The sequence below is a fragment of the Methanobrevibacter sp. genome (assembly GCA_022775905.1).
Taxonomy (GTDB): Archaea; Methanobacteriota; Methanobacteria; order Methanobacteriales; family Methanobacteriaceae; genus Methanocatella.
In genome coordinates, this window is record JALFJX010000009.1 from 258,944 (window position 1) to 272,118 (window position 13,175).

The 13,175-nt window shown below is 31.7% G+C and carries 17 protein-coding genes; all 17 read right to left on the reverse strand.

From position 1 onward, the window contains the following. Position 1 precedes the first annotated feature (1 nt). The gene (locus MR875_03430; GenBank protein ID MCI6993894.1) at positions 2-1,186 is read right to left on the reverse strand and encodes a TIGR00375 family protein; all 1,185 of its coding nucleotides are present in this window, start codon (positions 1,184-1,186) and stop codon (positions 2-4) included. Positions 1,187-1,300: 114 nt separating this feature from the next. After that, positions 1,301-2,071 (reverse strand): proteasome assembly chaperone family protein, encoded by a 771-nt coding sequence (locus MR875_03435; GenBank protein ID MCI6993895.1) that lies wholly within the window; start codon positions 2,069-2,071, stop codon positions 1,301-1,303. Positions 2,072-2,076: 5 nt separating this feature from the next. Then, complete coding sequence (locus MR875_03440; protein ID MCI6993896.1) at positions 2,077-2,244, reverse strand: RNA-protein complex protein Nop10; 168 nt, start codon at positions 2,242-2,244, stop codon at positions 2,077-2,079. A 6-nt stretch (positions 2,245-2,250) separates the two neighbouring features. Continuing rightward, entirely contained in the window at positions 2,251-3,048 is a 798-nt protein-coding gene (locus MR875_03445; GenBank protein MCI6993897.1) for a translation initiation factor IF-2 subunit alpha, read from the reverse strand. Between the two features lie 62 nt (positions 3,049-3,110). Beyond that, positions 3,111-3,290: a 30S ribosomal protein S27e gene (locus MR875_03450; GenBank protein ID MCI6993898.1), complete on the reverse strand. Its 180-nt coding sequence runs from the start codon at positions 3,288-3,290 to the stop codon at positions 3,111-3,113. Between the two features lie 9 nt (positions 3,291-3,299). Continuing rightward, positions 3,300-3,578, reverse strand: a complete 279-nt coding sequence (locus tag MR875_03455) for a 50S ribosomal protein L44e (protein ID MCI6993899.1) — start codon at positions 3,576-3,578, stop codon at positions 3,300-3,302. Between the two features lie 216 nt (positions 3,579-3,794). After that, complete coding sequence (locus tag MR875_03460) at positions 3,795-4,640, reverse strand: hypothetical protein (GenBank protein ID MCI6993900.1); 846 nt, start codon at positions 4,638-4,640, stop codon at positions 3,795-3,797. Between the two features lie 79 nt (positions 4,641-4,719). After that, positions 4,720-5,454 (reverse strand): proliferating cell nuclear antigen (pcna), encoded by a 735-nt coding sequence (gene pcn / locus MR875_03465; GenBank protein ID MCI6993901.1) that lies wholly within the window; start codon positions 5,452-5,454, stop codon positions 4,720-4,722. A gap of 62 nt (positions 5,455-5,516) precedes the next feature. Continuing rightward, positions 5,517-6,290 carry a tryptophan synthase subunit alpha gene (gene trpA, locus MR875_03470; protein ID MCI6993902.1) on the reverse strand — a complete coding sequence of 258 codons (774 nt, stop codon included), beginning with the start codon at positions 6,288-6,290 and terminating at the stop codon, positions 5,517-5,519. Beyond that, positions 6,283-7,467: a tryptophan synthase subunit beta gene (trpB, locus tag MR875_03475; GenBank protein ID MCI6993903.1), complete on the reverse strand. Its 1,185-nt coding sequence runs from the start codon at positions 7,465-7,467 to the stop codon at positions 6,283-6,285. Before trpB ends, trpA begins: the two co-directional genes overlap by 8 nt. Continuing rightward, complete coding sequence (locus MR875_03480) at positions 7,464-8,063, reverse strand: phosphoribosylanthranilate isomerase (protein MCI6993904.1); 600 nt, start codon at positions 8,061-8,063, stop codon at positions 7,464-7,466. Before MR875_03480 ends, trpB begins: the two co-directional genes overlap by 4 nt. Next, positions 8,056-8,832 carry an indole-3-glycerol phosphate synthase TrpC gene (gene trpC, locus MR875_03485; protein MCI6993905.1) on the reverse strand — a complete coding sequence of 259 codons (777 nt, stop codon included), beginning with the start codon at positions 8,830-8,832 and terminating at the stop codon, positions 8,056-8,058. The genes MR875_03480 and trpC overlap by 8 nt, the downstream gene beginning before the upstream one ends. 5 nt (positions 8,833-8,837) lie before the next feature. Continuing rightward, the gene (gene trpD / locus MR875_03490) at positions 8,838-9,845 is read right to left on the reverse strand and encodes an anthranilate phosphoribosyltransferase (GenBank protein MCI6993906.1); all 1,008 of its coding nucleotides are present in this window, start codon (positions 9,843-9,845) and stop codon (positions 8,838-8,840) included. Beyond that, the gene (locus tag MR875_03495) at positions 9,842-10,426 is read right to left on the reverse strand and encodes an aminodeoxychorismate/anthranilate synthase component II (protein ID MCI6993907.1); all 585 of its coding nucleotides are present in this window, start codon (positions 10,424-10,426) and stop codon (positions 9,842-9,844) included. Before MR875_03495 ends, trpD begins: the two co-directional genes overlap by 4 nt. Continuing rightward, a complete protein-coding gene (gene trpE, locus MR875_03500; protein MCI6993908.1) occupies positions 10,423-11,919 on the reverse strand; it encodes an anthranilate synthase component I in 1,497 nt (498 codons plus the stop codon). The genes MR875_03495 and trpE overlap by 4 nt, the downstream gene beginning before the upstream one ends. Positions 11,920-12,020: 101 nt before the next feature. Next, complete coding sequence (locus tag MR875_03505) at positions 12,021-12,422, reverse strand: hypothetical protein (protein ID MCI6993909.1); 402 nt, start codon at positions 12,420-12,422, stop codon at positions 12,021-12,023. Positions 12,423-12,444: 22 nt separating this feature from the next. Further along, positions 12,445-13,128 carry a CPBP family intramembrane metalloprotease gene (locus tag MR875_03510; GenBank protein MCI6993910.1) on the reverse strand — a complete coding sequence of 228 codons (684 nt, stop codon included), beginning with the start codon at positions 13,126-13,128 and terminating at the stop codon, positions 12,445-12,447. Positions 13,129-13,175: the final 47 nt, after the last annotated feature.

Genomic DNA, 13,175 nt, shown 5'->3' on the forward strand with positions numbered 1-13,175 from the left:
TTTAAAAATTATCCAAAGTAACAATTTTAGGTGAATCTTGCTTTTTTAGTTTATTAAAAGAAATTTGCCCATATTTACCCCCACCACCAGGAATAATATCAAGTTCATCATTTCTAAATGATTTAATTGCAGGAGCAATTGCAGAATCTATTTTTTCAATATCTTTAATAGAAACATCAACAAGAACATTAATTTCAGTGTTAAATTTATCAATTAATTTCTGCCATTTGCCCTGAACTGTTTTTGTAGTGACACCTTTATCATAAACAGTAGCTATTATTTCAGCCAAAGGCATCAAATGAACATATTTAGGTCTGAAATCTGGATGTTTAGGATGATCATAATCTGCGATTTCAGAAATTCTATAATCAACACCTTTTTTAATTGTTCCGCCACAACTACATTTCATCTTATTTTCACGAGCAACTGCAGGATTGATTAATTTATAGCATTTTGTACATGCAGTCATATGATATTTTCCCAAGTTTGGAACTAGACCATAATTTGCTTTGATTTTATTATGTTTAAATGCATTTTTAATTGATGAGTATGAAATATCTTTAATGTCTATTTGATTAAACTCCCTACCTAACCTATGTGGCCATGGTGAATGTGCATCAGAATTAGTAAGAAATGGAAAATCCTTTAGTTCAGATATCCTATCAGCCATGAATGTATCTGCAGATAAACCCAACTCTACAAAATCAACTTTTTTCTCATAACAATCATAAATACTATCATTAGATTTATACATTCCAGTCCAAGGTGTAAATGCATGTGCTGGGCCAATTAAACAATCATACTCACGGACCAATTCCAAAAGTTCAACACCAGACAAATTTGTTTTCGGCCTTCCATCAATTCCCTTATTTTTAGATGGAATCACATCTGATAATTCACGTGCAATATCAATATTTGGTATAATGATTAAATGATGAATCCTATTTTTTCCCTCGACTTCAGTTGTTAAGACAAAATTCATATCATCCATACTGTAAATACCATCCCCCAAATAAGTTGTGCTTTCTTCAACAATATCAAGCCATCCCTGATGAAAAGCATCACCTGTTCCCAAAAGATTCAAACCTTTTAATTTAGCCTTAGGAGCCATATTTTTTATTAGCATATCCTTTGAGGAAGCCATTGAAAAACAACTGTGAACATGAAAATCAGCATTTACCAACATGATTAAATGTTAGAAACTAAAATTATATTTATTTTTCTAATTAGATTAAAATTTGAGTAAATAAACTAGTGCAATAGCACTTATAAAAAAAAGTAAAAAAATAATATATTGAAATTATCCAATATATCTTAAATCATCGGCATTTCCAGCATTAGCCTTATTAATTAAATCTTGTTCCATTTGTTGAGCCTTAGCAATCATTTGTCTGGTTTCTTCAGCTCTTTCATCTAATTTATCAGTATTAACTTCAAAATTAAGTAATAATGACAATTTTTTTAAAATAGCTTCAGCAGATTCAGCATCAATGAAATATCCTGGAGTTTCACCCATGAGGCAAATACCTTCAAGTCCTTGACGAACTCCTAAACCCAAGAATAAACCAGAAGCACCAACAATACCACCATCATTAGATCTGATATCAATATCAGCTTCTTTTAATAACTCAATATTAGCTTCATTAGTGGCAGCACCATAAACTTTTGGATTTTCAACCGGCTGAGGGATAGCCATTCCACCAAGAGTGAAAATTCTGCTTATTCCATAACCTTTAACAAAATCTAAAATATCCTTACAGATTAAATATTGTCCTTCAGGAGATAAAGCTTGTGTGTTACCAACAAGAATAATTAAATCTAACTTGTCTTCACCAACATCTTTTAAGTAATATAACTCATTGAGCATATTTCCTATGATTCCATCCTCTTTAATAAGAACTTGAGGTGGAAAAGTTGGAGAATAAATTTCAGCAAATTTAGTTGCTCCCAATTCATCAATCATATGGTCTGCAGCTAATTTACCGACATGTCCAAGGCCTGGTAATGCTTCAATGAAAATAGGATTTTCGAGTTCAACTTCTTCTAAAATATTAATTTCAGCAGCATTCATTTACATTACCCCTTCATTGATTCCTTTTTTAAAATACGACGATATTTTCCATATTTATCCTCAACAGAAAACTTAGGAGGATAAATAACTTTAAGTTTCCCACCACATTTAGGGCAGGAATCTTTTAAAGTATAAATTCCGCATTCCGGACATTTATTCATTTTCATATTCATAAGAATCTAATTATCTAACTCTCTTAGGAAAGAACCATTACCTTCAGATTCTTCAACTACTGCAATACATCTATCAGCTGCAGCTTTAAGAGCTTTTTCAGCTAAGATATAATCAGTAGATTTTACAGTAATCCTATATCTAGGAGCACCTACACATTGGACTTTAATTTCTTCCTCTTCATCCCCATTGTCTTCAGCAGCCTTAAGAGCATCAATGATAATTTCAACACCATTTGGTACGAAAGTTTCAATGTCGACATAACCACTAATGTGAACTTCAGGAGGAGTAATGTTTTTCTGAGCTACTTCAGTTATAGCATCAGCCCAATCTTGAGGAATTCCTTCTTCAGTAAGGGATTCTGCACCTTCTTCAGAAGCGGTTTCAAATGCCCCATAAACATCACCGAAGATGTCCATGAGTTCATAACCCACTTCATCGTAAGCATCATCTAAACTTTTATCTAATGATTTTGCAGATAATTCTAAGAATTTTTCAGCTTTTTGCTCTATTTTCCAATGTTGGATTTTTTTAGTTCTTTGATCTTCACGAATCCTTTTTAAGGAAGCATCAACATGCCCTTTTTTAGGATTAACTCTGAGAACACGACAAACAATTTTTTGATTTTCTCTTACATGATCTCTGATATTTTTAACCCAACCAGAAGACACTTCAGAAATATGAATAAAAGCTTCTTTGCCTTGATATTCTTCTAATTTAGCGAATGCACCATAATTGAGAACTTTATAAACAGTACCTACAATAAGTTCTCCTTCATCAGGCCATTCTTGACTTTTTCTTACCATATTCTCACCAACATTAATAAAAATTATAAAAAATAGTAAAAAATAAGTTTAAACTAGGAAATCTAGTTTAAAACTTTTTCAATGTGTGCAGTGATTTTAGCTTTAGCACCGCGAGATTTGACAAGAGTTTTACCACAAATAATACATTTTACGTCAGAAGCTGCACGATCAAAGATTACTTGTTCGTTGTCACAATCTAAACATTTAACTTTTAAAAAGTTTCCTCTACCTTTACTAACCATGTTAATCACCTATTTAGCTACAAATTCAGGTTTTCCTGTTCTGAAAGATTGTTTGATGTGAGATTTACCACATTCTTTACATTTGAGTCTTAAATCTAATTTTTTAACAGGTTTGTTTCCAGCAGGTAAAGGTCTTGGGTAACCTCTGTAACCAGCAGTTACACGTCTGAATTGTCTTTGTCCCCAGGTTAATTCACTAGCTTTTCTTTTTTTAGCAGTGTGAACTTCGTGCATAGTGTGTTTTTTACAGTGAGGACAGTAAGTTCTTTTTTCTTTTGGTATTTTCATATTTTCACCGTAATTAATAAATCATTGTAAACCTATCTATGAATTTATCTAAATCTAATATTTTTATTAAAAAACTAGAGATTAAAACTGTATTGTAACGCATCAAGTCTACACACAGCAAAAATCCAAATTATATAATATATAATTTTTTATTATCACAAATAGATACAATTGATATATCTATTTATTAAGTTATTTAAAGGTAATGGAAAATAGTTAAATTTTGACTTGTCTACCTTTTCTGTTTTTGAAAAATATTTTTGCATTTATCAATGGAAGAGTAACCAAATCCTGAGGTCTGAATGGACCATAAATTTTTTCATCAACACCAACAATAGACCCAACATCATCAAAAACAAGCATTGTAACAAGTTCTGTATCCCTAGCTAATTTTTTAGATTCCAAGTCATAGAATTCATCTTGTTCATCAAAAGCATTAGGATTGTCTTCAATACTACCATAAGCTGCTTTTTTCGCAGGAGGTTTTGGAGCTGGAGCTACTTTAGGTTTTGGAGGTTCTTGAGGAATTACTTTTGCCCTACTAATCTCATCCAAGCGTTCCAAGACTTCATCTTTAGGTTCTTCATCGCTAGGTATCACTGCACTAACTTTAGGTTTAACTTCATCCGGTGAAATCAAAGTATTAGTCTGAACATCTTTAGGTTTGATAACTTTATCTTCATCATCAGATAATTTTTCTAAAGAAATATTTCCCCTATGGTTTTTTAAGGTATCAATTAAAGAAAAATAAAATTTTTCCTCTTCTGGAGTCAAATTAAGAGGAGTAGTGTCAATTAAATCAAATTTAGGCTTACCAGTAAATAAATGATAAGACCTGTGAATATTAACAACAGCAGCATCAGTGATTTTATGTTCTCTTCTTTCACAAATCTCTGTTGCAATAATTTGAGCCTCTTTAAGCATTCCATGTACATTAGAAAATGGATCTCTCATTGCTTCTTGTCTTAGCTCATCCAAATATTCATGAATACTTGCATAAAAATCTTCTTCTACACGAGCTAAAGTACCATTATTACGTTCTTTTTTTTGAATTTTACGCAATTCTTGATAAAACTGATCCACTTAATATCATCTCTAAAGTTGTCTTTTAAAAATAAAAAAAGGATAAACAAATGAAAAATTATTCATCTGTTTCTAATCTAGGAGCAAGCAAGAAACTGAGTTTACCGTCACCAGTAACCATGTTAAGAGTTAAACTTAATGGCATGTCAGTACCTAAACTAATTTCAGCTTCCTCTGAAAATTTGTCCGCTTTAAGCATTTCTCTAATCTTGTCTAATGAGAATAAAGATTTTGCATGTTCTTGGATATTTTCTCCGTGGAGATATTTGATACTTGCATCACCAAATTCACCATCAGCAGATGCAATAAAGTAATCTTCATCAACTTGTAAAGCAATTTTATCTGAAAAGATATCAATATCATTGATACAATCTTTTAAGATTGAGAAACGTACTTTAAAGGTTGTTGGATGACTAATTTGAGGTGGAACAGGATTATCATATTCCATATCAATTAATCTTATTTTGAAAGTTCTTGTTGCATCACCTTCAAAAGTAATAATGAAATTACCTTCATCAACAGACATTAAAACTCTATCTTGTGATTTAGCTCTTTTGAGAACTCTCATGAATTCATCAGTATCAATGTTAATTTTTTCAGGAACATCACAAATATATTCATCAAATAAACTAGATTTAAGCTCTAAGTGTACGAAAGTTATGTGACTACGATCTAAGGCATCTAATCTCATGCCCTCACTGTCAGTTTGAATTTGTACTTCATCAACAATGGATGAAATAGCATCAAAACTGGTTTTTAGAATACTAGAATCACTTAATTCTGCTTTAAACATAAATAATCCTCTTATAAATAATGTAATTATATTTGTTTTTTATATATAATAAGTTTATCTTTTTATTTATTGCAGGCATTTTTCATACTTGAAACATATTCTTTTAAAGCTTCACTAGCATTTTCACCATATTCTTCTATTATTTTTACGATTGCACTACCCACAATGACACCATCTGCAATTTTAGAAATATCTTCCGCTTGTTGTGGAGTGTTAATTCCAAAACCAACAGCCAAAGGCAAATCAGTTACTTCACGAATATCAGATAAGATAGCATTCAAGTCTGTTTTAATTTCTGAACGCATTCCAGTAACTCCTAAAGAAGATACAACATAAATAAATCCAGTTGCATCATTAGCAATCATTTTGATTCTTTCACTTGAAGTTGGAGCAATTAAAGAGATGACATCAACATCATTCTTAAGAGCAATATCCTTAATTTCACCTTTTTCTTCATAAGGTAAATCCGGTGAGATGATACCGTCGATTCCTAATTCACCACATTTCTTAAAGAACTCTTCATAACCATAGAAGAAAACAGGGTTGATATAAGTTAAGAATACCAATGGAATATCAGTTACTTCACGAACTCTTCTCACCATTTCAAATACATCATCAGTAGTTGTATCATGTTTTAAAGCACGTACATTAGCATCTTGAATTACAACACCTTCCGCCATAGGATCAGAGAACGGAATACCAATCTCAATTAAATCACAGCCAGCCTCTTCCATAGCCAAGATATATTCAATAGTTTTATCGATTGTTGGATCTCCTGCAGTTAAAAAACCGATAAATGCAGTTCCATTTTTAAATGCGTTAGCTATTTTACTCATTTAATTCAACTCCCCTATATTCTGCAATTGATCTGACATCCTTATCTCCTCTTCCTGAAAGACAAATCATTATAATATCATCTTCATCCATCTCTGGAGCAATTTTCATAGCATGAGCGACAGCATGTGCACTTTCAATAGCAGGAATAATTCCTTCCATTTTAGCTAGATATTCAAATGCATCTACTGCTTCTTCATCATTTACAGGAACATATTCCGCTCTTCCAATATCTCTTAAGTAAGCGTGTTCTGGGCCGACTCCAGGATAGTCAAGACCTGCAGATACTGAATATACAGGTGCAATTTGACCGGAATGACTCTGGTTGAAGATTGATTTCATTCCATGGAATATTCCTATTTTACCCTTAGTTAAAGCAGCAGCATTATAAGGAGTGTCAACACCTTTTCCACCAGCTTCACAACCGATTAACCTGACATCCTCATCTTCAATGAAATTGTAGAATGCACCTATTGAATTACTTCCACCACCAACACATGCAACAACCGCAGTTGGAAGTCTTCCTTCTTTTTCCAGGAATTGTTCACGTGCTTCAGCACTGATTACAGCTTGGAAATCACGAACCATCATTGGGAATGGATGTGGTCCCATAGTTGAGCCGATTACATAATTAGTATCATGAACACGAGCAATCCAATCTCTGAATGCATCATTTACAGCATCTTTCAATGTTTTGGTTCCGGATTTTACAGGATGAACTTTTGCTCCTAAAAGCTCCATTCTATAAACGTTTAAAGCTTGTCTTTTAGTATCCACTTCACCCATGAATACTTCACATTCCATATCCAATAGTGCTGCTGCAGTAGCTGTAGCTACACCGTGCTGACCTGCACCAGTCTCAGCAATAACTCTTGTTTTTCCCATTTTTTTAGCAAGTAAAACCTGACCTAAAACATTATTAATCTTGTGAGCCCCAGTGTGGTTTAAATCTTCACGTTTTAAGTAGATTTTAGCTCCACCAAGGTCTTTTGTCATTCTTTCAGCATAATATAATAAGGATGGACGTCCTGCATACTCTTTTAATAAAGTATTGAGTTCTTCTACGAAATCTGGGTCATTCATGTAATGATTATATTGTTCTTCCAAATAGATCAATTCATTCATCAATGTTTCAGATATGTATTGCCCACCATATTCTCCATATCTTCCTTTACTCAATTTATAACCTCCACAAGTTCTTTAATCTTATTTTCATCTTTAAATCCATCAGTTTCAAGGCTAGAACTTAAATCAATAGCATATGGATTAAATTCAGAAATAGCTTCTTTTACATTCTCACTATTTAATCCACCAGCCAAGAAAAAGTCCTTTTTTAAATCATTTCTAATCAACCGCCAGTCAAAGGTTTTTCCACTCCCTTTGCCACTATCAAGCAACAGATAATCCGCTTGTGATCGATCATATGTTAACAGGTCAACATCATTTGACATTTCTATAGCATTAATAATTTTTAACCTATTATTTGTTTTTTCTTTTAAATCTTTTATATACTCTTCACTTTCACTACCATGAAGCTGTGCAATTTCAATTATCCCATCATCATATAAATCCAATATTTCATCTTGAGATGCATTTACAAAAACACCGACAGAAACAATTCCTGAATTTAACTCATCTTTCATTTTAGAAGCCAAATCATGTGAAACCTTCCTTTTTGAATCAGCAAATACAAAACCTATGTAATCAGGATTATATTTGTTTACCAATTCAATATCTTCTAATCTTTTAAGCCCACAGATTTTAACTTTAACCATTTTTTAACTCCGCAATCATAGACTTTTTATCATCACTTTTCATTAAAGTTTCACCGATTAAAACAGCATCAACATCATTTTCTTTTAATCTAGTGACATCTTCTTTTGTTTTAATACCACTTTCTGAAATAAACACGACATCCCCACTTACACATCTACGTAGATTGATACTATTATTAATATCAACAGTGAAATCTTTTAAATTTCTATTGTTGACACCAATGATTTCAGCCCCAACAATCATTGCTTTTCTGATTTCATCACCATCATGAGTCTCAACAATAGCTGAAAGCCCTAATTTATGCGCTAAATCCAAATATTTCTTTAATTGAACAACATCAAGTACAGAAACAATTAATAAAATAGCTGATGCACCCAATAGTTTAGCTTCCCATATCATATATTCGTCAACGACGAAATCCTTTCTCAAAAGAGGAATTGAAACATTTTCAGCAATTTCACTCAAATAATCATCAGACCCCATGAAAAAGAAAGGTTCAGTTAAGACTGAAATTGCAGATGCTCCTGCCTGTTCATAATCCTTTGCAATAGCAACATAGTCAAAATCTTCAGCAATTAAACCTTTAGAAGGAGATGCTTTTTTAACTTCCGCAATAATAGAAATTCCATCTTCTTTTAAAGCCTTTTTAAATGAGAATTCATCATTAATTTCCATTGTTGAAACTTCTTTCTTAAGGTCTTCTAAAGGAACTAATTTTTTAGCCTGTTCAACTCTTTCTTTTGTTTTTTCGACAATTTCATCCAACATAATAATCAACTATTTGTAAATTCAATGAATTTTTCAAGTTGTTCTAAAGCTTTACCAGAATCAATCATTTCAGCTGCAAGGTCAACACCATCCCTTAAAGACTCGACTTTGCCTGCAACATACAAACCAGCTGCAGAATTTAATAGAACAGCATTTCTTCTTGGTCCTTTTTCACCTTTTAAGATAGATAATATGATTTCTGCATTTTCACTAGCATCCCCACCTACAAGATCTTCTTTTGATGCTACTTCCATGCCAAAGTATTCTGGTGAGATTTCATAAGACAATGTTTTACCATCTTTGAGCTCTGATACGAAGGTCTTGTCACTAGCAGAGATTTCATCCATACCATCCATCCCATAAACGGAAAGTGCTGAAGTAACACCTAAATTCCTTAAAACATCAATCAATGGTTCAACAAGGTCTTTTTCATAAACACCCAATACCTGCATAGTAGCACCAGCAGGATTTGTTAGAGGACCTAAAATATTGAATATTGTCCTTATTGAAAGTTCTTTTCTAATGCCAGCAACATATTTCATTGATAAATGATAATTTTGAGCAAATAGGAAACATAAATTGATTTCATCTAAGCATTTGATACTTTTTTCAGGATCAATGTAGATGTTAACACCCAATGCTTCCAAAACATCTGCTGCACCACATTTACTTGAAGCTGATCTGTTACCATGTTTTGCAACAGGGACTCCAGCTGCAGAGATTACAATTGATGAAGTAGTAGATATGTTAAATGTGTTTGAACCATCACCACCAGTTCCAACAATTTCTAAAACTTCCCTATCATCCAATATTTTTACACAATGTGCCCTCATAGCTTCAGCAGAAGCAGTAATTTCTTCAATTGTTTCTCCTTTCATTGACATGGCGGTTAAGTAAGCACTCATTTGAACTTCACTTGCTTCACCACTCATGATTTCATCCATAGTCTGATATGCTTCATCATAAGTTAAATCTTGATTTTGATATACTTTTAAAATTGCTTCTTTAATCATAATATCCCTCTTTCAACTTTTTCCATAAAATTTTCCATAATTGTTAAACCATCTGGAGTTAATATTGATTCTGGATGGAACTGAAGTCCATAAACATTGTAATCCTTATGTTTGACTGCCATGACTTCGCCATCATCTTTAGCTTTTGAAATAATTTCCAAACAATCTGGAAGAGTATATTCCTTCAAACTTAAGGAATGGTATCTTCCGACTGTGATTTCATTAGGTAATCCTTTGAATAAAAAATCATAATCCAAAGAAATCTTTGATGATTTACCATGCATCAATCTTTTAGCATGTGAAACATTGCCACCAAATGCAGTACATATTGCTTGATGACCTAAACAAACACCTACGATTGGTATTTTATCATGAAATGCTTTAACTACATCAATGCAAATTCCTGCGTCTTCAGGTTTTCCAGGACCTGGAGATAAGATAATTGCTTCAGGATTTAAATTTTCTATTTCTTCAATGGTTATTTTGTCATTTCTGTAAACTTGAATATCTTCATTAACCTCCCCAATCAATTGGAATAAGTTATATGAAAAACTATCGTAATTATCTATTAAAAGAATCATAAAATTCCTCCATCAGCTATTTTTAAAGCATTAATTACTGCTGCTGCTTTGTTTAAACATTCATCAAACTCTTTATCCGGAACACTGTCTGCAACGATTCCTGCACCGGAACGTATGAAAACTTTGTTGTTACGTGCAAATGCAATTCTAATTGAGATACAAGTGTCTATATTTCCACTTAAATCAACATATCCAATAGCCCCACCATAAATTCCTCTTTTATTATCCTCAAGCTCGTTGATAATTTCACAAGCTCTTAATTTTGGAGCACCGGACAAAGTTCCTGCAGGAAGAATTGAATCAATAGCTGCAAGTGAATCCAAATCACTTCTTAATATTCCGCTAACAGTAGATCCAATATGCATTACATGTGAAAATCTTTCAATTGATAAATATTTATCCACACTTACAGAACCTATTTCAGATATTCTTCCGATATCGTTACGTCCCAAATCAACTAACATATTATGCTCAGCCAATTCTTTTTCATCTGAAAGCAATTCTTCTTCAAGTCTTAAATCCTCTTCTTCAGTTTTTCCACGAGGTCTTGTTCCTGCAAGAGGGAAGGTATATAACTGATTGTCATTTAATTTGACTAATGTTTCAGGTGAAGCACCTGCTATTTCAATATCATTACTTGAGAAATAGAACATGTAAGGAGAAGGATTTGTTGTTCTTAAAACTCTATAGGTGTCAAATAAACTTCCAGATATGTCCGCTTCAATCCTATTTGAAAGAACAACCTGAAATATATCTCCTTCATAAATATAATTTTTAGCTTTATCAACCATCTCACAGTATTTTTCACGTGAAAATACAGGTGTAAATTCTGATTTTAATTTAAGTGGTTTTATCTCTGCTTTTTTACCATTTTTAATCAAATTAGCTATCTTTTTTAATTCTTCACATGCATCATTATAATTATTTTCCAAATCATCAGTTTTCATGTTTGTTATGACAATAATTTTTTGTTTGAAGTTATCAAATGCAATAACCTTATCAAATAACATCAAGTCCATATCTTTGAATTGATCCTGATTTTCAGCATCAAGATTAAGGGAAGGTTCACTATATTTGATGTAATCATATGCAAAGTATCCAACAAAACCTCCTGTAAACGGCGGCAAGTAGTCCAATTTTGGAGACTTATTTTTTCTGACCAAATCTTTGATTACATCCCCTGGAGCATCAGTTTCAATTACTACTTCTTCATCATTAAGTTCATTGAAATCTTTATCTCCCCTGACATTGACAACACCATTCTGACAGGTAACTTCTAAAAGTGGATCAAAACCTAAAAAACTGTATCTTCCCCATTTTTTTGAATCTTCAACACTTTCCAACATGTAAGTATGGTTACTTATACCTTTTAAAATTCTTAAAACTTCTATAGGAGTTGCAATATCTGAAAACAATTCATAAGATACTGGAATCCTTTTATATTCTTTATTTTTTCCAATTTCCTTTACTTCATCTAAACTTGGGGAAAACATATTATCACTCAATATTTCATTCTCATAATTTATTATGCATAATGTACTATTTAAATCCTTGTTGTAATAAAATGTACATTGGTGTATATTATTAAAAAAAATTAATTCATCTTATCCTGTTCTTGGCTAAACTGAATTACTATTTTTTTAATTTCCCTACTTTCAAGATATGGAATTTTTTCTGTAATCTCCTTTTCCAAATCACGATTTAACTGAAGCCTTTTTTCAGTATACTTATCACCTTCAAAATCTCTGCGATATTGTTTATTGAGATTTGAATATTTGGTAATCAATGGTTGGAGAATAGAACCAATATCTTTTTCCAATTGATCATTTTTGATTTTTTGTTTTCTAATTTCAATAACAAAACCCACAACTGTTATGAAAAACCCTAAAACAGTTACAGTCAATGCAGGAACAAAAAGTTTATCATCATTTATGAAAAAGATTGTAACAAAAATTCCAACAAAAATTAAAAGAATACCTATTTTTCTTAAATCCATACTAAAACTCCTTAAAAATATTCTATAATTTATTAATATTTAATACATTCCATTGATTTTTAACTACAATAAATATCAAAATTGCAGAAATGATAGCCAAGATAGACATTACCATCATAACATTAACGTCAGTAAATAAAACATTACTCTTATCGATAATGACAATGCATTCAGCAATGAAATTATTCAAAAAGTGAGCAAATATTGGAACTAAAATATTGTCTGTTTTTAAATACAGGATAGACATGCAAACAGCAAAAATGAATGCTGCAATAATTCCTCCAAAACTATGTAGAGATGCAAATAATATTGACGAAATCAATATTGAAAAAGACATTGGCACAATTAATTTTAATTTATTTAATAAGACACCCCTAAATATTAATTCCTCTGCAATAGGTGAAAGAATAACAGTTGTTATAAAACTTCCAAAAGCAAATACAGAGTTAAAAGTATTAAACAATATTAATGGACTTAAAGATGGAATAAACTGCAAAATGAAATCAGATAGATAAAGTAAACCATAAGATACAAAAATATTCAAAATTACAATACCCACAACAAGTTTCAGTGATTCAAAAGTGAAAATTTTTAAAAAATCTTCTTTAAAACTTGAAAAACATCCCCTAAATCTAATAAAAAAGTAAAAAATTATAACAAAATAAATCCAACTTAAATCTATTTGAATTAAATTTAAATAATCCATAAATAGTTTAATAACTAAAATAAAAATAATAAGTAGTAATAAGTCTT